The following is a 20,098-nucleotide window of genomic DNA, read 5'->3' as shown; positions in this document are numbered from 1 at the left end:
AAAATATCGAATAAAAACTAACTAATTATTGGACCTTAATATCGGTTGATTTTTGAGTGTACAATAATTTTTTCTGATCTATTTGCTCAAAAGTTACTTTCTTTAATAATGCACCATGTACATCATCCATAATTATTGGCAACCTGTAATCTTTCTTTTCTGCAGTTAAATGAAGGTTAGAAAAATTGATATTTTTCGCATGTCGTACATAAATTCCCCAAGCTGGTAATTCTTTAAACTGAGAAAACTCTGGGTACTGAGCTGGTTGCTCTGGTATGCTATCCAATTTATCTAAAGGTACGTAAGCCACAAATTTACTACCTCTGCCTGGGTAAGAAATTTTGAAATTTGTAAAAGTTACATCGTTAATATATTGCCCCGGTAAGCCTGCAATTACTATTGGCGAAATATTTCTTGGCATATCTTCAATTGGTCCTTCGTAATCATAACCAGCATCTGCTTTTTCAAACGGAACATCAGCAACTACATTTTTTATAGATATTCTATCCATAGTAGATTTTTTACCTACTACTCTTTCGCCTAATCTTAAATAAATTACGTTACCTGTGTTTATACTTTTTAAGCCATCAATTAAAATATCCTCTAAAAAGCCACCATCAACACTTTGTAAAGCAATTGCAGAGCGGTAAGTATTGTAAACCGTATTGTTAATTGCTTTAATATTTCTAAAACCACCTTTACCGGCAGTACCTAATTTTATTCCATTTGCACTAGTACGTACAATGTTGTTTTCAATCAAAATATTATTACAAAAGAAGCCTTCTGTATGTGATTTTAGGCAAATGCCATCATCCGCAGCATCAATGTTATTATTGGTAATAGTGACATTTTGGCAATCAACAACATCAATTCCGTCGCTGTTCCAAAAGGCTACATTATTCACTGTAATATTATCAATCACCATGTTTTTACAGCGCTCGTACGTTTGTAACCAGCAAGCAGAATTTTGCAGAATTAAATCTTTAATGGTAACGTTGTTCACATTAAAAAAATAGATAATCATTGGTCTAATTGACTCCCTTGTGCGGTCGTATTTTAAAATATCTTCAATTAAACCATCGTTTGCATAAGCGATAGAGTTATTTGCCAATGCCCGGCCTTGTCCGTCAATCATTCCTTTACCCGTAATGCCCACATTTTCTATATCTCTGGCATGGATAAGCGCCGTTTGACCTATTCTATCATAATCAAACGGATTTGTAGAACCTAACAAAACTGCACCTTCCTCTAACTGTAAGGTTACATTTGATTTTAGGTGAATAGAACCTGTTAAATATCTGCCAACGTGAAAAACCAATCTGCCACCGCCATTTTTGTGAATATAATCTATCGCAAATTGAATAGAACGCGTATTTAGCGTATTTCCATCATGTTTAATATGGAAAAATGATGCTTTATAATCTTTAGCAAATAGCCCTGCTGTTTGTATCAGCATAAAAAGGACAATAAGAATCAGTTTTTTTTGATGTTTCATGTGATTAAAAATTTTTGATTAAAATAAATTTACAGGACCAATTAGTCCTAATGATTGAAGTGGTTGTGCTTTTCTTGGATTGTTTGTCCAGTATTGTGCAGTAGCATTTTCTGTTAATGATTGCATGTAGTTCATCATTACAGTTGTCACCTTAATTTCTATTGTATTTTCGCCAGATTTTAGGATTTTGTTTATAGCGTAAGCTCTTCTTCCATACCACTGAGTGCCTAAGCTTTGGCCGTTAACAATAAGTTCTGCAATACCAGCTACTTTACCTAAATCTAAATACTGAGGATTTAAATTACCTTTTAAATTGATAGTGGTTTTGTAAGAAACTGTACCGGCAAAACGGGTAAAATCTGGTAAATCTTTTAAATCTGAAAGCGTTTTAAACTCTTGATTTTTTACAGTTCCATCTATATGGTTAAAAGTTGCATTCCAAACTGTATTTAATAGCAAAGCATTCTCTTTTACTTCGGGAATTGGATTCCAATTTTCTCCATGTTTATCTTTATTAAACACAATAATTCTCGAATCTGCTGGTGCAAGCTTAATTTTTAGTTGACCATCTTTTAAGTCGAGTTTAAACTTATCGCCACTTGCTGCATCCCAAATCCAAGCTTGTTTATTTGCTGTAATTTCTGATGAAAATTTAGCCTCTAAATCAATACTTTTATGAGCACTAGCATTGTTAACTATTAGTATTTCAGCGTCTTTTGTTTGATACCTAATTTGAGTAACCAAAGTATTTGGTGCTGTAATTTTTAGGTATGGCGTGATGTTATATTTCTCTTGAACACTCGCGTACCATGCTTTAAAGTTTGATTCTGGCTTTGCTAAATAGATAAATTGCTTTGGATATTTCTTTAATTTCTGCATCCAGTTTTTTACTTCTTTATCTTTTTGTTGATGGTTTAACCAGCCCAAAGATTGCTCTGGATAAGCTTCAATGCAGAAGATACGTCCTCCTGCTTGTACAAAATCATATAATTTTTTTGCAGTTTTAGGTTCTATACTTTTAACTTCTATTAAAAAAAGCGTATGGTATTTCCGATCACCATAAGTCATAAAGCCTTTACTAAAATCAGCATCGGCAATTACTTGTTCTGATATGTAATCACAAGCATTCCCGTTTTGATGGATAGATTCCCAAACCAACATTTGGTAAGCTGGTGTAACACGAGAAGGGAATGGTTCCATTTGTGCACCAAACTCGCTCCACATATCGCCAGTTGGCGCCATTATAGCAATATCTGCAAAGAAAGTAGCCTGCTGTAATAAAGCTGATTGCCTTGCTCTGTAATCTGTATAATGTTTAAAATACGGCCACATGGTATTTTGTTCATTAAAATAACCGCCATAAGTTATCCAACCAGGGAAAGCAGCTGCTTTTGGAGAGTAATTAAATCCATGGAAAATGGGATGTGTAATACCTGAAATGGTGCTTTGATCTCCAGCTATTTTAAAAAGCTCTAAAGATTCATTAAATACCATATCAGTATTTGTTAATTCTTCTGAACTCACTAATTTTTTTCCTTTTAAATGCGCTGCTGATGATACAGCCTTATTTATCATGGTATTACCACGACCTAAATGCCAAGGATATTTGGTGAAATCTGCTTCAGAAATTTCTTCGCCAATACCGTATTTAATCCAAGTTTCTCCTTCGGGTATATCCATCATAAAACTTCCCTCTAAAGGAAAATGACCTCTACCATAAGCCTGAGCTCTTGATTTGATGTTATTATCTTTACACCATTTGCTAAAAGTGTAAGAGAATCTTTCTCTAAACAACTCTGCTTTGGTGTATTCAAAATCATAACGCATACGGTTTAACATTTTCTCCATTTCTGGGCTAACATTAACAGCATAAGTTAAATTAACGGTATTGCCCATTCTGCCTGTTTTAAACAAAATAAAAGGTAGGTAAGGATATAAATCATAACCTCTTCGTTTCTGAAATTCGGTCATCATATCGCTATTCCAGTTTGCACCTTCCATTTCTAAACTATCTATAAAAAAAGACCTTACATACGGAGCTAATGGTCCAATTCTATTTTGGATGGAATCAGTTATGCGATTTAGATACTTATTAACTGCAGCTTCATTATAATGATTAAGTACTGGCCCTCTGCCACCCGGCGCACCTTGTATCACTTTCATAAAACCATCTATTTTAACCAATGCATAAACTGCAAACTTTCCTTTTGGTAGGTCTATTTTTAAAACATCGTTTATAACTTGGTTTTTGATATTGATGATTTGGTCCATACTGATTAAAGGATCAGTTACCAATTTCAACTCTAAAAGTTCCATTTTACGCCCGCTATAAGGACTTAACGTCGCCGGATCCGCCTCTTTAAAAATGTCGAAAACAGAAATTTCAGTTTTAATTGGACCTTCTAATTTTTTAACCGCAGTTACTACAACTTGGGCTCGCTCCTCTCCTTCTAAAAACTCGGCACCAAAAGGAAAACCTGTTCCTGCAATTAAATCACAGGTCATATTTAGTTTTTTTGCCTCGTCTAAAGTAAACTTTAAAAGATCAACCCATTCGTCACTTAACCATTCTACCGAAGGAATACCCATATCATCTGTGTTAGATGGAAACGAGATAGGATTAATTTCTACACCTCCAATACCGGCATCTTTTAATATTTTAAGTTCTCTGGCTAGTTCAGTTTTTTCTACTTTATTTCCATTCCACCACCAGCGTACAAAAGGACGATAATTTGAAGCAGGATTTTTAAATAATTGATATAAATCATTCTCAGAAACTTCCATTAATGTATTGGCAACAGTTTTAGAAAAAACATTACCATTTAACATTAATAAGCTTGCCGCCGAAAAAATTGCGCTTTGCTGTAAGAAAGTTTTTCTTTTCATAAATTCTATTTTTTTAGGCGTACCTATTTTGTAAAAAATCTTTCATCCATAAATTAATTCGCCACTGTTCATCTACCAAAGATGTTGTTCTATTGCCTTTTACCAAATATGGAGCTGGTCCAAATTCGGGAGTAATGGTAATTGGAGTTTGATTAAATCTCATTTGAGCTATCCATTTATCCCAAATTTTAAGATGAGCGTTTAATACTTCTTCATACTCTGGTAATGCCGGATCCCAAACTTGCGATGCTTGTGTGCTGCCAACTCTGGCGTGAATATGTTTTGCGTGTTTTATAGCACTTTGCACCGCGTTTTGTTGATCTTCTAATAAACTTTCTGATACACAAAACCAATGTGAAACATCAAAAGTTAGTTTTAAGTCCGGGTTTTTAGCCAAAATCGGTTCAACCGCGTGGGCTGCATAAGACCATTTATTTCTGTGTGTTTCTTGATAAATGGGTGTTTGATATTGCTGCTCAATTTTATTGCAAATGCTTAAACATTGTTCAATTTCTTGCTCGTTAAAAAACTCTCTACCTGTTTGGGCACTAAAAAACAAAGGTTTTTTATTTTCGTTTCTGATTTGCATCAGTTCATTCAAATCAGATTTAAGCTTTTTAAAATATGTTTCTGAATTGCTATAAGGTTCTACTACTGCCATTACAATAGCAAAATCTAAATCATAAAAAGCTAACAATTCTAAAACTCGCTCATCATCTCTTGGTTCTCCAAAGGGAAACCATTCAATGCCAGAATAGCCTGCATCTTTAACTTGCTTCAAAAAAACATCCCAAGGAACAGCTTCTGAACCCCAACGCGGACACAAAAATTTAATAGGCGAATTCATTTATTTTGCTTTATAAATTAATGGATTTTGTTCCTCGCTATTTAATAAATCGCCAACTTTTAATGTTTTTAAATAAGCATCTGGTAATATATTAGGTTCGCCGTTAAAAGTGTTTCCATCTGGCATATATGCGCATGTCATGGCTCTTCTATTGCCACAACTCATGTTTGCACCAGCACCATGTATGGTTAAACCATTATGGAAAGAACAACTTCCAGCTTTCATTTTAGCAGAAACCGATGCTACTTGTGCAAATTGAGGATAAGCTTCAAAAATACCATCCATATTTTTACCTATTCCTTTGTTTTCGTAGGTAGTTTCTTTAAATGAAGCTGGGATAAAATATAAACATCCGTTCTCTAAGGTTGCATCGTCTAATGCTACCCAAATAGATAATGCTCTTCTATCAGAAAAAGACCAAAATGGGGTATCCAAATGCCAAGAAGTTGGATTTGCCCATGGCTTTTTAAACAAAGCTTGATCATGCCAAATTCTAATTCCATCAGCACCAGAAAGTTGTGCTGCCATTTTACCAATTCTATCATCAAGCATAATTTCTTTTACCTTATCATTGGTTTGCCAAAGGTTAAGGAGTTGATCAAACACTTTAGAAAAATATTCTGAATCTTTATTTATGCCGTCATCTTCCCCAACAATTGCATCTTTACCTGGCATTTTCAATCCTTTTCTTTCTGCAATAGCCTCTGTAACGGCTTCACGCCATTTCTCTAATTCTTCTGCCGATAAAAAATCTTCAATTACAATAAATCCGTTCTCTTGGTAAAACTGAATTTGTTCTTTCGTTAATTCACATTTCATTTTTAAATATTTTAGGTTGAAAACATTTACTGGTTAGTTATTTTAGATAGCTGAAATTATCTAAAAACTGATTTGAGTACTACTTTGGTCGTCTAAAAACAATACCGCATTTGGATGATTTCTCAATAAAGTAGAGGGGAAATTATCACTTATTTCTTCGTTTAATGTATGATAAACCGCTTTAGCTTTTTTCTCTGTTGGCACTGTACAAAAAGCAATAGGAGCTTTTAATAAGGCAGGCAAAGTAAGCGTTAGTGCATGTGTTGGCACTTCGTCAATTGTTTTAAAGCAACCATCGTTTACTTGTTGTTTACGGCATTGTTGGTCTAAATCAACACGTTTAACAAAGAAAGGATCATCAACATTAGCCACATGCGGATCATTAAAAGCTAAATGTGTGTTTTCGCCAATTCCTAAACAAACTATATCTGTTGGCAAGTCCTTTAGTAAATTAGAATATCTTAAACATTCTGTTGTATAGTCTGTTGCATTACCATTAATATAATTTACTGTACGGAAAGGTGCTAAACCAAACAAGTATTTTTTTAAAAAATTGCCAAACCCTTGTGGCGCATCTGCATCAAGATTCAAATATTCATCCATGTGAAATGCATTTATCCTTGTAAAATCAACATCCTTTTTTAGCAGCGCTGCAAAAAAATCATTTTGAGAAGGCGCTGCTCCAAAAATTATATTTACGAAAGGTTGCTCAGCCATTAATTTATTAATACTATTGGCAACTGCTGTTGCAACAGTTTCGCCCATTAAAGCTCTATTCTCAAAAACCTTTACTGTTAATTTGTCTTTTGTAAACTGTATCATTTAATTTTTTTATTAGGCAAAATCTGGTGATGTATAAACTATATTTCCGTTAACCATGGTAATTTTAATGTTGATGTTTTCATCAAAAATTAACACATCTGCATCTTTTCCTGCTGTTAAAGTTCCTTTGTTTTTTTCTACTCCCATCACTTTTGCTGGCGTTTTAGAAATCATTCTTACTGCTTCAACTAAAGGAATATCTGCCATTTGCACCATGGTTCTTACCAATCTATCAGTTGTGGCAACACTGCCTGCAAAAGAAGATCCATCAGGCATTTTAGCAACTCCACCCTCCACAATTACTTTTAACCCCGTTTCTTTATTTCCTAAAATACTATCACCTTCTGGCATACCTGCAGCTCGCATGGCATCAGTAATTAAAACAATACGATCTGGTCCTTTAATTTTATAAACCAATTTTAAAAGTGGTGGAGGTACATGTATCCCGTCTCCGATAATTTCTACATCCATCGCATCAATTAGAAGTGACGCTTCAATTGAACCTGCGAAACGGTAAGTATCTCTTCGGGATACTGTAGACATTGCCGAGTAAAGATGTGTAGCTAAACTATATCCGTTTTCAACAGCATCTAAAACCTCTTCATAAATAGCATCTGTATGTGCAATTGCTGCAACAATATTTTTAGATTTTAGGTATTTACCCATTTCAACTGCGCCAGGCAATTCTGGGGCAACACTCCAGCGTTTGATAATATTTTCGCCTTGGGCAATTACTTCTTTATATTCTTCAACATCAGGGTTTCTTATATATTTTGGGTCTTGTGCACCACTTTGGTTTAATGCAAAGTATGGTCCTTCAAGGTGTAAACCTATAAACTGAGCTCCTTTGGTATTCTTTAAATTTGCACTTTTATATAAATCAATTGCCTCAAGTAACTCTTCATTTGCACAAGTAAGTGTGGTTGGAGCCATTGCTGTAGTACCATAAGTTGCATGTATTTCAGCAATTTTAAGATAAGCCTCTTCTGTGCCATCCATAAAATCATGCCCACCACCACCATGTATATGGATATCTATAAAACCTGGAGAAATATAATTACCCTTTGCATCTATGATTTGATAGTCTAAAGTTTCAATATCTACTTCGCTTATTAATTCAATTTTATCACCCTTGATTAATAGACTTCCGTTTTTAATAATACGGTAAGGAGTAATAATATGTCCGTTAATAATTTTAACCTTTTTCATGTATAGCTGTTTACAATTTTTTAATTGTATAATTTTTATCTGCTTTATGTTTTCTGTGTTAAGAAAATTCTATTTTTTTACTCGTTTGCAAAATATTTAGCAAAATTCACAACAACTTTATTCTCTTTTGTAGCATTCATTTTTTGTACTCAAAAACAATAGCTTTTAATATTTTTTACTTTACTTCTTTTGGCAACATCATAAAAAACATGTTGTTGTTCTATTTTAGCCTCATTACTTTATCAATAGGTAAATACTGATATTATTTTTTTATAACGCATATTCAGAAAAACTGAGATTATTTCTGAATCACAATTATTCTTAAACTTTACTTCTTAGGAGATAAAAATTATGAGCAAGCCAAATCCGTGGAATTGGCTTACTCAATAATTTCAAATTTTAAAACCCAGGGTTGTTGGGTAATAAGTTTGGATTTAAATCTGTTTCTGTTAATGGAATTGGGAACAACAAATACTTATCAGCAACTGTTCTATTAAAGGCTGCTAATTGTCTTGCTTTGTATCTTCCTAATCTTAACAAATCAAACCTTCTATGGCCTTCGGCACTAAACTCCCAAGCTCTTTCTTGCACTAAAGCGTCAATAAAAGCATCTTTTGTTGCTACATTAGCTAATAATAAATTTGGTAAATTTGCTCTAAATCTTACTGCATTAATACCTGTAAGTTTATTGGCATCAGCTGGGTTTATTTCATTTAAAGCCTCAGATTGTAATAATAAAACATCGGCATAGCGTGTAATTAACACGTTGTTTCTTGCGTTATTGGTTTGTCTTAGAGGATCGGCAAATTTAGAGTAGTAAGCAAACTGAGAAGTTGGCGTTTCTTTTCTTAATGTTAAAGCCTTTCTTATATCTAATGGTAAAAAAGAATCTTCAAAAGACTTCTCAACAACAAAAGATCCGGTACCGTTTAAACCAGCAGGTAAGTGCATACGTACAACAATATTTCCAACATTTGGAGGTAAATCAAACTGGATTGAAAATATATGGTCTCTGTTGTTTTCTTTAGTAACATCAAATACGTCGGCATAAGCACCTAAAGCGTATAAGCCAGAGTTAATTACCTTGTTAGATGCAGCTAAAGAATTTGTATAATCGCTTGCTTCTTTTGCAGCTGGAATTGATGCTTTTGTTAAATAAACTTTTGCTAATAAAGCAGATGCTGCACCAGTTGAAACTCTTCCTTTTGCATTAGCTGGGATTAAATTTTCTGCAAAGCAATTGGCTTCAGCATATTTTAAATCTCCAATAATTTGAGCATAAATTGCTGGAATTGGAGTTCTAGCTGGTTTTAAGTTGCTTAAATCTGTGGTTGGATTTAGAATTAATGGCACACTTCCAAAACTTCTTACCAAATCAAAATAAGCCATGGCTCTTAAAAAAGTAGCATTGCCAACAATATTGTTTCTTCTGGCAACATCCATAGGTACGTTCGGAACGTTTTTGATCACATCATTTGCCCTATTGATGAGGTTATAATTGCTGTTCCACCAGTTGCCAATTTCGCCGTTACTGGCGTCAAAGGTTTGTCCGTACAAGTTGTCTCTATCTGCAAGTGCGGCATTAACTCTCATTAAATCACCACTAAGCTCTGTTACTAACCAACTAGTTCTGCCAAAATAAGTTTGAGGTTGCAAACTACTAAACGCTCCGTTTAAGGCGGCATTTGCATCGCCTTCTGTTTTGTAAAAATTGGCAACTCCAATAAAATCGTAAGGTTTTTCCTCTAAAAATTTCTCACAAGAGATCATGGATACAGACACAAGGCCGACCATTGCTAAAATATATTTTTTCATCTGTTTAATTTTTAAAATCCAACTTTTAAACCTACCATAAACGTTCTTACATTAGGGTAAGCGTTATAATCTGTATTTAAGCTTAAATTGCTTCCACCAAATGAGTTAACCTCTGGGTCAAACCCACTATAATTGGTAAATGTGTATAGGTTTTGAGCTGTAACATAAATGCTTGAAGATTTAACAGTTTTAGCCATTGATTTTAAAACCGGAATTTTGTATGCTAATGAAACTGTTTTTATCCTTAAAAAACTACCGTCTTCTACCACATCACTTGTTACACCTGTTGATCTCCTTAAAACACTATTTGCTTTTGGGATGGTATTGCTAGTTCCTGGACCTGTCCAGCGGTTAGTAACGCTTTGTAATTTGTTGGTGTTTATAAGTCCAGATTCAATTTCGTATCTGTTTAAGTTAAGTACTTCAACCCCTTGCACTCCTTGTAAAAAAATGTTTAGATTTAAACCTTTGTAACTAAAGTTATTGGTTAAACCGTAAATAAAATCTGGTTGTGCCTTACCAATAATACTCCTATCGGCAGCATTAATTACTTTATCATCATTTAAATCTGCGTAACGTGGGTCTCCGGGTCTAACCGCATTGGTAATTCCGCTTGCAGTAATTTCTGCAGGTGTTTGCCAAATACCTTGAAAAGTATAGCCGTAAAAAGAACCAATTGGCTCGCCTACTCTTAAAACGCTACTTCCTGGGTTTGCACCTGGGAAAATACTGGTGCTTAAATCACCTACAAAACGCTGGTATTCGCCATTTAAGTTGGTTACCTTGTTTTTGTTAAAAGATATGTTGGCGTTGGTGTTCCACTGGAAATTTTTATTGTCAAAATTTACTGTACTTAAACCCAATTCTATCCCTTTGTTTTCTACACCACCTGCATTAATTAATGTGGTAGAATAGCCTGTACTTCTTGGAATTGAAACTTGCAATAATAAGTCGCTGGTTTTTTTCTGGTAATAATCTACAGTGAAAAGGATGCGATTTTGTAAAAATCCTGCATCTATACCTAAATCTAATGATGCGGTTGATTCCCAAGATAAATCTGGATTAGAAATATTATTAGGAGCAATACCAATAAGCCTAGTTGCACCGGTTGTGTAACCATTGTTAGAATATCTTCCTAAAGAAGAATAAGGCTCAATTTCTTGGTTACCTGTAATTCCGTAACTGGTACGTAGTTTTAAATCACTTAAGAAAGTAAGACTTTTCATAAAGTCTTCATCAATTACTCGCCAAGCAACCGCTGCTGATGGAAAATATCCCCATTTATTATTGTCACCAAAAGCAGATGAACCATCCGCCCTCATGGTAAAGGTAAATAGGTATTTTTCCATAAGGCTGTAATTAGCCCTTCCAAAGTACGATGCTAAACTTCTTCTAGATCTTGAAGACGAAGGAACTTGAACTGCAGAACCTAATCCAATATTATCGGCGCCTAAAATATTTGTAAAGAAATTGGCATTAGTAGCACTAAAATTAGTGTTATCAAACTGCTGCACAGATAAACCCGCTAACAAATTAAGTACGTGGTCTTTGTTAAACGACTTATCGTAAGTTAAAAAGTTTTCATTTATCCAGCTGTATCTATTTCTCGCCGTTCTGGTTGCAGTACCACCTTGTGGCCCTGTAGGAAAAAACAAGTCAGACGGTAAGTAATAATCACGGGTTTCGTAATTTAAATCTACACCTCCGTTTACCCTTAGCTTTAAGCCCTTCATAAATTCATATTCTCCAAATATGTTCATCAAACTTCTTAGGTTTGCGAATTTATTATCAACGGTTTCAGCATAAGCTACTGGGTTACCCATGTTGTTATCTGCATAGGGTGCTGGCCCATTTTGTATAGTGTATAGGCCTGTAACAGCATCTCTTACGGGTATAGCAGGATTGAATCTTAACGCATCTAAAATAACACCACCAGCACTACCTCCAGGTGTGTTTACCAAGGCTCTATCTTCATCTGTTCTAGAAATTTGGGTATTAAAACCAGTCTTAATTTTATCGCTTATTTTCTTATCCAAGCTGTATCTTACTGTTCCTCTTTTGAAACCAGAGTTTAGCACTACACCATCCTGTGTTAAAAAATTAAGACTTAAACTATGTTGTGCACTTGTACTTCCGCCAGACATACTTAATTGGTAACTGCTTATAGGTGCGGTACGTAACAGTGCATCTTGCCAATCTGTACCTTCTCCCAAAGCTGCAAGTTGTGCTGCCGTATATGCAGGCGCTCTTGTGCTACCAGTTTCTGCATTGGTTAATGTCACTACATCGTTAAGGTAGTTTCCAAATTCGGTAGCGTTCATCATATCGTAAGTTTTGCTAACGGTTTGAATACCTCTAAAGGTTTCAAAATTGATTGCTGTTTGCCCAGCTTTTCCTTTTTTAGTGGTTACAATTACAACTCCGTTTGCACCTCTACTACCATAAATTGCTGTAGCAGATGCGTCTTTTAAAACATCAATAGATTCAATGTCGTTTGGATTGATAGAGTTTAAATCGCCAGCACCTGGAAAACCATCGATAACAAATAATGGCTCGTTACCCGCAGTAATTGAGTTTGTTCCTCTAATACGAATAGATACGTTTCCACCAGGTTCTGAGTTTGTTTGGGTAACTTGTACACCACTTACTCGGCCTTGTAAAATTTGGTCAGCTCTGGTTATTGGTAAGTTTTCTACATCTTTCATGGTAACAGAACCTACTGCGCCAGTTACATCTCTTTTCTTTTGAGTTCCGTAACCCACAACAACTACCTCATCAATTTTGTATTTATCAAAATCCATGGCCATAGTTACGTTAACTGTAGTTTTACCTGTAATATTAATTTCTTGCGAAACATAACCTACATAAGTAAAAACTAAAGTTGCACCTTCTGGAGCAGTAATTTGATAATCACCATTAGTGTTTGTGCCAGCACTGGTTTTACTCCCTTTAACAGTAACAGTTACACCTTGTAATGCGCCGCCACCCTCGCTAGTAATTTTTCCTTTGATAACAACATCTTTTACAGATGAGATTTTGTTACTACCGCTTTTTAAACTTGTAGCAGCTTCAATATTATTAAATTTTGTTGTGCTTACAACCTTCTCTGATGCAGCATTTACATTTGAAGAAATTATTAATGCAGACGCACACAACAGTGTATGCTTGGTATTAATAACTTTGTAAAAGCTCAAAAAAGAACATGTTCTTTGTAATAGTTTTCTTTTCATTCTTTTGCGTTTAAAATTTATAATGATTTGCAGAAATGTGATCATTCCTGAGGTAACATTTGAAGATTGAATAAAAAATGCCCTTGGCTCCTTTTATCGTTCTGGTAATTTTAAGTTTTTTTAGAATTCATTGTCATTTCTTACGTTTAGTTAATACTGGTTAGTGTTATATTATTTATTGATTAATTATTCTTGCATTTTAACTTGAGATAAGCTGGTTTTTTTAAAACTTGGCATCCACCTTTTTACTAAATGACCATAAAAAGCATAATAAGCAAGGTACAGGTAACAAGGCACCAGTAACCAATAAGCACTTCTTACATCGTACAAATCAGCCAAATAGCCGTATATAACTGGAAAAATTGCGCTTCCAGACAAAGCCATAATTAAAGTTGATGAACCAACTTTTGTAAACCTGCCTAAGTTTTTTAATGCCAATGGCCAAATGCCAGCCCAAACCAAAGAGTTGGCAAGCCCCAACAAAACAATAAACCAAATTGAAATATCTATCTGATGGCCAAGTATCAGATAATCTCCGTTGGTGTATATTACTAGGAGCGTAAATATGGTTCCTAAAACAGTGCAAGTGCGTAAAATATTTACCTGCGAAATAAATTTTGGAATGAGCATAATACCAAGCATATAACCTACTATAGTTGCAAATAAGGTATAAGAAGGAAAAACCTTGGCTTCCATGATATTCATATTCATAGAAGTTGCATAACCTATTATAGTATCAATGGCTACAACTTGAGTACCTACATGAAAAAAGATAGCTAAAACACCTAAAATTAAATGAGGAAAATCAAACAGATTCTTCTTATCTGCATTTTGAGTCAACATTTCTGCGCTCTCTTGTTCGGTATCTATCTCTGGTAAAGGAGAAAATAGAATTAAAAAACCAAGTATAGTAAGCACTACACCTAATATGGAATAGGGCAAAATAACCCTTCTAATCAGCTCATTCAGCACCTCATTACGCTCAACATCGCCCATTAAAGGCAACTGATTTAACATTTCATTATCAGTAACCTTAAAAATTACAGATGCGAAAATTAAAGGTGCAATTATGCCAGCGCCTTTATTACATATACCCATAAAGCTGATTCGCTTAGCAGCTTTTTCTACCGGCCCTAAAATGGTAATGTATGGATTAGCCGCCGATTGCAAAACAGCTAAACTAGAACCAATAGTAAACAACCCTAATAAAAAAATTTCGTAAGTTCTTGTGAGTGCAGCGGGTACAAATATAAAAACACCTAATGCCATTATCCATAAACCGTACATAATCCCTTTTTTAAAACCTACCCTTTTTAAAAGATATGAGGAAGGAAGTGAAAACACGAAGTATGAAATATAAAAAGCGAAGGCAACTAAATAAGATTGAAAATTGGTAAGCTCGCAAGCAATTTTAAAATAAGGAATTAAAATAGCATTTACCCAAGTAATAAAACCGAAAATAAAAAACAAACCTCCCAAAATAATCATCGAGATGAGTGTTTGTTTTGAAGTAAGTGAATTTACTTGAACTGAATTTACTTTACTCTTATTTTGTATCATTGCGTTAAATAAGCATTATATATATGTTTTAATAGTTAAGATAATATTTACGTACACGTACACGTAACTTTTTTAAAAAATTTATACTGGTTAAGTATCTATTTTTAAAAATCTTGCTATTGCTAATTCAAATTGGTTATTCACGCAAAAACGTGAGCGTACACGAATATATGAATTTTTTATTTAAACCAAATTTTTTTGTTAATAATTTTTTAACAGTTTATCAATACTAAAATTTAGGCAGTTTAAATTACGGTTTGGAATAAAGCAATAGTTATTTGGTAATTTTGAGTTAGTGATATGCATTTAAAATTGCCTAATAGCATATCAACATTTTATTATTTCTAAGCATTTTGAAATTGAAAAAGCGGGGTGATTAAAAAGAGGAACCTTGCTTACACAAATTTCATTCACATACCCAAATCACAAATACAAAAACAGCGTCTTTTTAAAAAAAAAGACGCTGCCAATGTGAAAAATAATTTATTATCCTATAAAATCAAAACCTGTATAAGGTACTAAACACTCCGGTACTTTAATACCATCCTCTGTTTGGTAATTCTCTAAAATAGAAGCTAAAATACGTGGCAAAGCCAAAGCACTTCCGTTTAACGTATGAGGCAAAATGGTTTTACCTTCTTTTCCTTTATAACGTAATTTTAAACGGTTACTCTGGAAAGTTTCGAAATTTGAAACGGAAGAGACTTCTAACCAGCGCTCTTGTGCTGCACTGTAAACCTCCATATCGTAAGTTAATGCAGAAGTAAAGCCCATATCGCCACCACACAATCTCAAAACGCGGTATTGTAAACCTAGTTTTTGCAATAAGCTTTGTACGTGTAAACTCATTTGTTCTAAAACTTCATAAGATTTTTCTGGATGTACAATTTGTACAATCTCTACCTTATCAAATTGGTGCAAACGGTTTAAACCACGCACATGCGCTCCGTAAGAACCTGCTTCTCTTCTAAAACAAGGAGTATAGCCACAGTTTTTAACCGGTAATTCCTCTTCTTTCAAAATAACATCTCTGTATAAATTAGTTACGGGTACTTCTGCTGTCGGAATCAAATACAAATTATCAATACCTACATGGTACATTTGCCCTTCTTTATCTGGTAACTGTCCAGTTCCAAAGCCCGAAGCTTCATTAACCAACAAAGGAACCATCATTTCATCGTAACCTGCTTTTTCTGCTTCTGCTAAAAAGAAATTAATTAAAGCCCTTTGCATTTTAGCACCTTTTCCTTTATAAACCGGAAAACCAGCGCCGGTAATTTTAACGCCTAATTCAAAATCAATCAAATTATATTTTGCAGCCAATTCCCAATGAGGTAAAGCTTTGGCTGGTAAATTTGGTAAATCGCCATTAGATAAAACCACCTCATTTTCTTCTGGCGTTTTACCTTTTGGCACACTGCTATGAGGTAAATTTGGCAACTGAACTAATTTTTGATACAAATCTTGCTCAATACCGCTTAAATCTTCTTGCAGCTTTTTAATATCTTCTTTACCCTGTGAGGTTTGTGATTTTATAGCCTCTGCTTCGTCTTTTTTGCCATTACGCATTAACTCCCCAATTTGTTTAGCGGCAGCATTTCCTTTTGCCAGTAAATCATCTGATTGCGCTTGGGTGCTCTTACGTAAATTATCTAAACTGATAATTTCATCAACTAATTCTAATTGTTTAAAATTCTTTACGTTTAATCGCTCTAAAACTTCCTCTTTATTTTCGCGGATATAACTAACTTGCAGCATCTTTTTAATTTTTTACAAATATAGTATTGCGTACGGAAAATTGGGTATGTGATTGCTGATAGAATTTTAAAAACTGAGTTTAATGATTTAAGTTAAAGTAGAAACATAAATTACCGTTAAATTCGCCCTTGTCCGGTGCGGTTGAGATGAAGAAGTAAAAGTAATCCATTCATAGCATCAGGCGCAGGCGAGAGTTTATTCAATTTATTTGATATTTTTATTGGCTTTCATGTGTTCGCTTTCGCTCGATTTTTGATACTTTTTTCGGAAAAAAAGTTTCTGCCATTGCCCGGCATGAGGGCAGGAAGGACTGTGCGATTTTGGAAAAAAAGCACTCGATTATTATATAAATCGTAAAAATGACTGGCAAACTATACCTAGTACCCACGCCTATTGGCAATTTAGAAGATATTACTTTAAGGGCTTTACGCATTTTAAAAGAAGTGGACTTGATTTTAGCTGAAGATACTCGTACATCCGCACCTATGCTTAAACATTTTGAGATAGATCAAAAAGTTTTTGCCCACCACCAACATAATGAACATAAAGCTGTTGCAGAAATTGTTAAGTTTTTAAAAGAAGGTAAAAACATTGCTTTAATATCTGATGCAGGTACACCAGCCATATCAGACCCTGGTTTTTTATTGGTACGTGAGGTTCTAAAACACAATTTACCCGTTGAATGTTTACCAGGTGCAACTGCTTTTGTACCAGCTTTGGTAAACTCGGGCTTACCTAATGATAGGTTTACTTTTGAAGGTTTTATACCTGTAAAAAAAGGGCGACAAACTCGGTTAAAAGAACTCATTTACGAGCAACGTACCATGATTTTTTACGAATCGCCACACCGATTATTGAAAACCTTAGAAGAGTTTATTGAATATTTTGGTGCTGATAGACAAGCTGCCATATCAAGAGAATTAACCAAAATGTTTGAAGAAAATGTGCGTGGTACATTAACAGAAATTAAAACCCATTTTGAAGAAAACATCTTAAAAGGCGAATTTGTTATCGTAGTAGCAGGAAACGAAAAACCAGCACCAAAAAAAGATAAAGATTATTATAAATAATGAAAAAGTACATTTACTTAGCGCTAAGTTCTGCCGTTTTATTGTGGCTAGCGTGGCCTCCAATACCATACACCTCTCTTATTTTATGCTTTGCTTTTGTACCTTTAATGGTTGCTTTACAGCGATTAGAAAATGATGACAGCATTGTTAAAAAACCTATTTTTTTAATAGCAGGCCTAACTTTTTTAGTTTGGAATACTGCATCTATTTATTGGGTTTTCAACTCCTTAAACGCTGTAATGCCAACCATAGCTGCCTGCTTATTATCCCTAATTCCTTTTGGTTTAGGCGCACTTTTAATGACCTTAAGCTTTTGGATTTACCGTAAAATAACCAACAAAACAAAACCTTTTATAGCAGATATAAGCTTAATTGGTTTATGGATGAGTTACGAGTATTTGCACCAAAGTTGGGATTTAAAATTCCCTTGGATGACCCTCGGAAACGGTTTTGCAACTACACCACAACTGATACAATGTTATGAATTTACCGGCGTTTATGGCGGTTCTTTATGGATTTTAGTGAGTAATATTTTGATTTTTAGAATTTGGAGTTTGTGGAATAATGGAAAGTGGAAAGTGGAAAGTGGAAAACTTAACGTGGAAAGTAGAAAATGGAAAGTTAAAGGTTTATCCATTGCACTTTTTGCTTGGATTTTCATACCTACTGTTTGTTCTGTTGTTATTTATAACACTTACGAAGAGGAGATAAACCCATCAAATGTGGTGGTAGTGCAACCCAATATAGATCCTTATGGCAAAAACTACACTTATACAGCCGAGCAGCAATTAGAAGTTTTACTAAAACTAAGCAAAGAAAAAGCACAAGTTAATACCGAGTTTTTTATTTGGCCAGAAACTGCTTTGGTTGGTTTTACCGAGGAAACCAATTTTTTAAGTAGCCAAAACTTTAAAACTACCAGTCATTTTTTAGATAGTTTTAGAAATGCTACCGTAATTACCGGTGCCGAAACTTATGCTGTTTACCAAAACAAAAAAACACCATCTGCAAGATTAGATAAACAAAACAATATTTACTGGGACAGTTTTAATACAGCCGTGGCGATAGAGAACTCTCCAAAATTGCAATTTTACCATAAATCTAAACTAGTCCCCGGAGTTGAGAAAATGCCTTTCCCGGCATTTCTAAATATTTTAACGCCACTTTTCGAAAAATTTGGAGGTTCAACAGGTGGTTATGGCGGTCAAGAAGAGCCTAGCAATTTATACACTGCAAGCGGAATTGGTGTTGTTCCGGCTATTTGTTACGAATCTATTTGGGGCGATTGGGTTGCGAAATCAGTAAACCAAGGTGCACAATTTATAGCAATTATTACCAATGATGGCTGGTGGGGCAATACATCTGGCAAAGACCAACATTTAGATTATGCCCGTTTAAGAGCCGTAGAAAACCGCCGTTGGGTTGCCCGTTCTGCAAATACAGGCATTTCTGCATTTATAAATCAACGTGGAGATGTGGTACAACAAACCGAGTGGTGGCAACCAGCAGTTTTAAAGCAAGATATTAACCTAAACTCCGAACTTACTTTTTACACCAAACACCAAGATTGGCTAGTTTATCCTTTTTTATTAATTGGGTTTATGAGTTTGGTTTATGGGTTATTTATTCAGTTTTTAAATAAGAAGAAATCAGGAGGATAATAAAATCTTTATTGTGCGTGTTCACCTGTCTAAGAGCATTAATTTTATTGTTTAAAGTAGAATCATTAACTGTCGTAAAATTCAACCTTATTCTCTAGCACAATTCCGTTAATTTGAGCAATTATTTTCTCCGCGGCGTCATGTCGACGACAGGAGACATCTCACTAGCATGTTCTAAATATTGAACTTCCAAGATACCTGTAACGTGTTTCCCATCAAGCCAACGTAGCAACATGGTCATTATCTTCGCCAGACAGGCTTTGTCACTTTTTTCATTTCGTGATATTATTTTTATAGGCATTCAAGAGTGCTTCGCAATTCTCCTTGATGAGAATTAAACAACGAATCACTGCTTCACAATATTTGTTCGGTTAGCTCCAATAAATCTTTAAGAGCGCAATCTGAGCCGTTACAAAGGGTTTGCTGAAACAAAGTTTCTGCTTTTTCACTTCTACACATTGCTTGGTTCTTCTGTTCTCGAAACTACCTGCAAAAGATTTATCGGGATTTTTCGGTAGTTATTTTGTTTTTAAAGGTACTCAAGAACTTCCTTTGGTCGTTTCCCTTCCAAATCTTCTGATGCCGTCCTTATTTAATGGCTCTTCAAATTTGATATTCACACTTAGCATTTCCACAATACAAGGAGCGGTGGAAGTGCTAGGAAATCAGAAAATCGGTAGCACAAACATCATGAAAGCACCTCCGAGCCTATAGCGTAGCGGTTTTACGAATGTGTTTGCAATACCATTGTTTAGGCACAAACGAGTAAAAATCAGCGAACTCGATTTTCTGATGTGTGGTTGCCTTGTGACCAAAGCACCTTGGCAAAAAAAGAGATTTTTGTTTCTTTTCATCTGAAAAGAAATAGCCCCCATGGCAATGAATGGCGAATACTTGAAAATTTTAAAATCACTTTTTATCATGAT

At 34.7% G+C, this 20,098-nt stretch carries 12 protein-coding genes; 2 read left to right on the top strand and 10 right to left on the bottom strand.

Features of this window, described 5'->3' with window-relative positions:
- Window positions 1-25 precede the first annotated feature (25 nt).
- The 10 genes from ACFSSE_RS10155 to serS all read right to left on the bottom strand — a co-directional run bounded on the left by ACFSSE_RS10155 (window position 26) and on the right by serS (window position 16,441).
- Entirely contained in the window at window positions 26-1,495 is a 1,470-nt protein-coding gene (locus ACFSSE_RS10155) for a glycoside hydrolase family 28 protein (protein WP_379041393.1), read from the bottom strand.
- An 18-nt stretch (window positions 1,496-1,513) separates the two neighbouring features.
- The gene (locus ACFSSE_RS10150; protein ID WP_379041392.1) at window positions 1,514-4,381 is read right to left on the bottom strand and encodes a glycosyl hydrolase; all 2,868 of its coding nucleotides are present in this window, start codon (window positions 4,379-4,381) and stop codon (window positions 1,514-1,516) included.
- A gap of 13 nt (window positions 4,382-4,394) precedes the next feature.
- Complete coding sequence (locus ACFSSE_RS10145; protein WP_379041391.1) at window positions 4,395-5,228, bottom strand: sugar phosphate isomerase/epimerase; 834 nt, start codon at window positions 5,226-5,228, stop codon at window positions 4,395-4,397.
- Window positions 5,229-6,047: a phytanoyl-CoA dioxygenase family protein gene (locus ACFSSE_RS10140; RefSeq protein WP_379041390.1), complete on the bottom strand. Its 819-nt coding sequence runs from the start codon at window positions 6,045-6,047 to the stop codon at window positions 5,229-5,231. It lies immediately after the preceding gene.
- A 60-nt stretch (window positions 6,048-6,107) separates the two neighbouring features.
- On the bottom strand, window positions 6,108-6,869 hold the full coding sequence (locus ACFSSE_RS10135; protein ID WP_379041389.1) for a 6-phosphogluconolactonase: 762 nt from the start codon (window positions 6,867-6,869) through the stop codon (window positions 6,108-6,110).
- Window positions 6,870-6,881: 12 nt separating this feature from the next.
- On the bottom strand, window positions 6,882-8,078 hold the full coding sequence (gene nagA / locus ACFSSE_RS10130; protein WP_379041388.1) for an N-acetylglucosamine-6-phosphate deacetylase: 1,197 nt from the start codon (window positions 8,076-8,078) through the stop codon (window positions 6,882-6,884).
- Between the two features lie 399 nt (window positions 8,079-8,477).
- A complete protein-coding gene (locus ACFSSE_RS10125) occupies window positions 8,478-9,893 on the bottom strand; it encodes a RagB/SusD family nutrient uptake outer membrane protein (RefSeq protein WP_379041387.1) in 1,416 nt (471 codons plus the stop codon).
- An 11-nt stretch (window positions 9,894-9,904) separates the two neighbouring features.
- A complete protein-coding gene (locus ACFSSE_RS10120; protein ID WP_379041386.1) occupies window positions 9,905-13,123 on the bottom strand; it encodes a SusC/RagA family TonB-linked outer membrane protein in 3,219 nt (1,072 codons plus the stop codon).
- A gap of 186 nt (window positions 13,124-13,309) precedes the next feature.
- Window positions 13,310-14,683 carry a sugar MFS transporter gene (locus ACFSSE_RS10115; RefSeq protein WP_379041385.1) on the bottom strand — a complete coding sequence of 458 codons (1,374 nt, stop codon included), beginning with the start codon at window positions 14,681-14,683 and terminating at the stop codon, window positions 13,310-13,312.
- Window positions 14,684-15,169: 486 nt separating this feature from the next.
- Window positions 15,170-16,441: a serine--tRNA ligase gene (gene serS / locus ACFSSE_RS10110; RefSeq protein ID WP_379041384.1), complete on the bottom strand. Its 1,272-nt coding sequence runs from the start codon at window positions 16,439-16,441 to the stop codon at window positions 15,170-15,172.
- Window positions 16,442-16,800: 359 nt separating this feature from the next.
- Between serS and rsmI the strand changes: the two genes are divergently transcribed.
- Together rsmI and lnt are read left to right on the top strand one after the other, a co-directional pair.
- Window positions 16,801-17,511 (top strand): 16S rRNA (cytidine(1402)-2'-O)-methyltransferase, encoded by a 711-nt coding sequence (rsmI, locus tag ACFSSE_RS10105; RefSeq protein WP_379041383.1) that lies wholly within the window; start codon window positions 16,801-16,803, stop codon window positions 17,509-17,511.
- The gene (gene lnt, locus ACFSSE_RS10100; RefSeq protein WP_379041382.1) at window positions 17,511-19,172 is read left to right on the top strand and encodes an apolipoprotein N-acyltransferase; all 1,662 of its coding nucleotides are present in this window, start codon (window positions 17,511-17,513) and stop codon (window positions 19,170-19,172) included. Before rsmI ends, lnt begins: the two co-directional genes overlap by 1 nt.
- Window positions 19,173-20,098: the final 926 nt, after the last annotated feature.

Source organism: Pedobacter alpinus, from assembly GCF_042684645.1.
GTDB classification, from domain to species: domain Bacteria; phylum Bacteroidota; class Bacteroidia; order Sphingobacteriales; family Sphingobacteriaceae; genus Pseudopedobacter; species Pseudopedobacter alpinus.
The sequence above is the reverse complement of the archived record's forward strand: the minus strand, read 5'-3'. Positions and strand labels throughout refer to the sequence as shown.

Coding starts and splice junctions, on each gene's coding strand:
- nagA (WP_379041388.1), bottom strand. CDS start 8,078: ATGAAAAAGGTTAAAATTATTAACGGACATATTATTACTCCTTACCGT.
- lnt (WP_379041382.1), top strand. CDS start 17,511: ATGAAAAAGTACATTTACTTAGCGCTAAGTTCTGCCGTTTTATTGTGG.
- ACFSSE_RS10155 (WP_379041393.1), bottom strand. CDS start 1,495: ATGAAACATCAAAAAAAACTGATTCTTATTGTCCTTTTTATGCTGATA.
- ACFSSE_RS10135 (WP_379041389.1), bottom strand. CDS start 6,869: ATGATACAGTTTACAAAAGACAAATTAACAGTAAAGGTTTTTGAGAAT.
- ACFSSE_RS10115 (WP_379041385.1), bottom strand. CDS start 14,683: ATGATACAAAATAAGAGTAAAGTAAATTCAGTTCAAGTAAATTCACTT.
- ACFSSE_RS10140 (WP_379041390.1), bottom strand. CDS start 6,047: ATGAAATGTGAATTAACGAAAGAACAAATTCAGTTTTACCAAGAGAAC.
- serS (WP_379041384.1), bottom strand. CDS start 16,441: ATGCTGCAAGTTAGTTATATCCGCGAAAATAAAGAGGAAGTTTTAGAG.
- ACFSSE_RS10125 (WP_379041387.1), bottom strand. CDS start 9,893: ATGAAAAAATATATTTTAGCAATGGTCGGCCTTGTGTCTGTATCCATG.
- ACFSSE_RS10145 (WP_379041391.1), bottom strand. CDS start 5,228: ATGAATTCGCCTATTAAATTTTTGTGTCCGCGTTGGGGTTCAGAAGCT.
- ACFSSE_RS10150 (WP_379041392.1), bottom strand. CDS start 4,381: ATGAAAAGAAAAACTTTCTTACAGCAAAGCGCAATTTTTTCGGCGGCA.
- ACFSSE_RS10120 (WP_379041386.1), bottom strand. CDS start 13,123: ATGAAAAGAAAACTATTACAAAGAACATGTTCTTTTTTGAGCTTTTAC.
- rsmI (WP_379041383.1), top strand. CDS start 16,801: ATGACTGGCAAACTATACCTAGTACCCACGCCTATTGGCAATTTAGAA.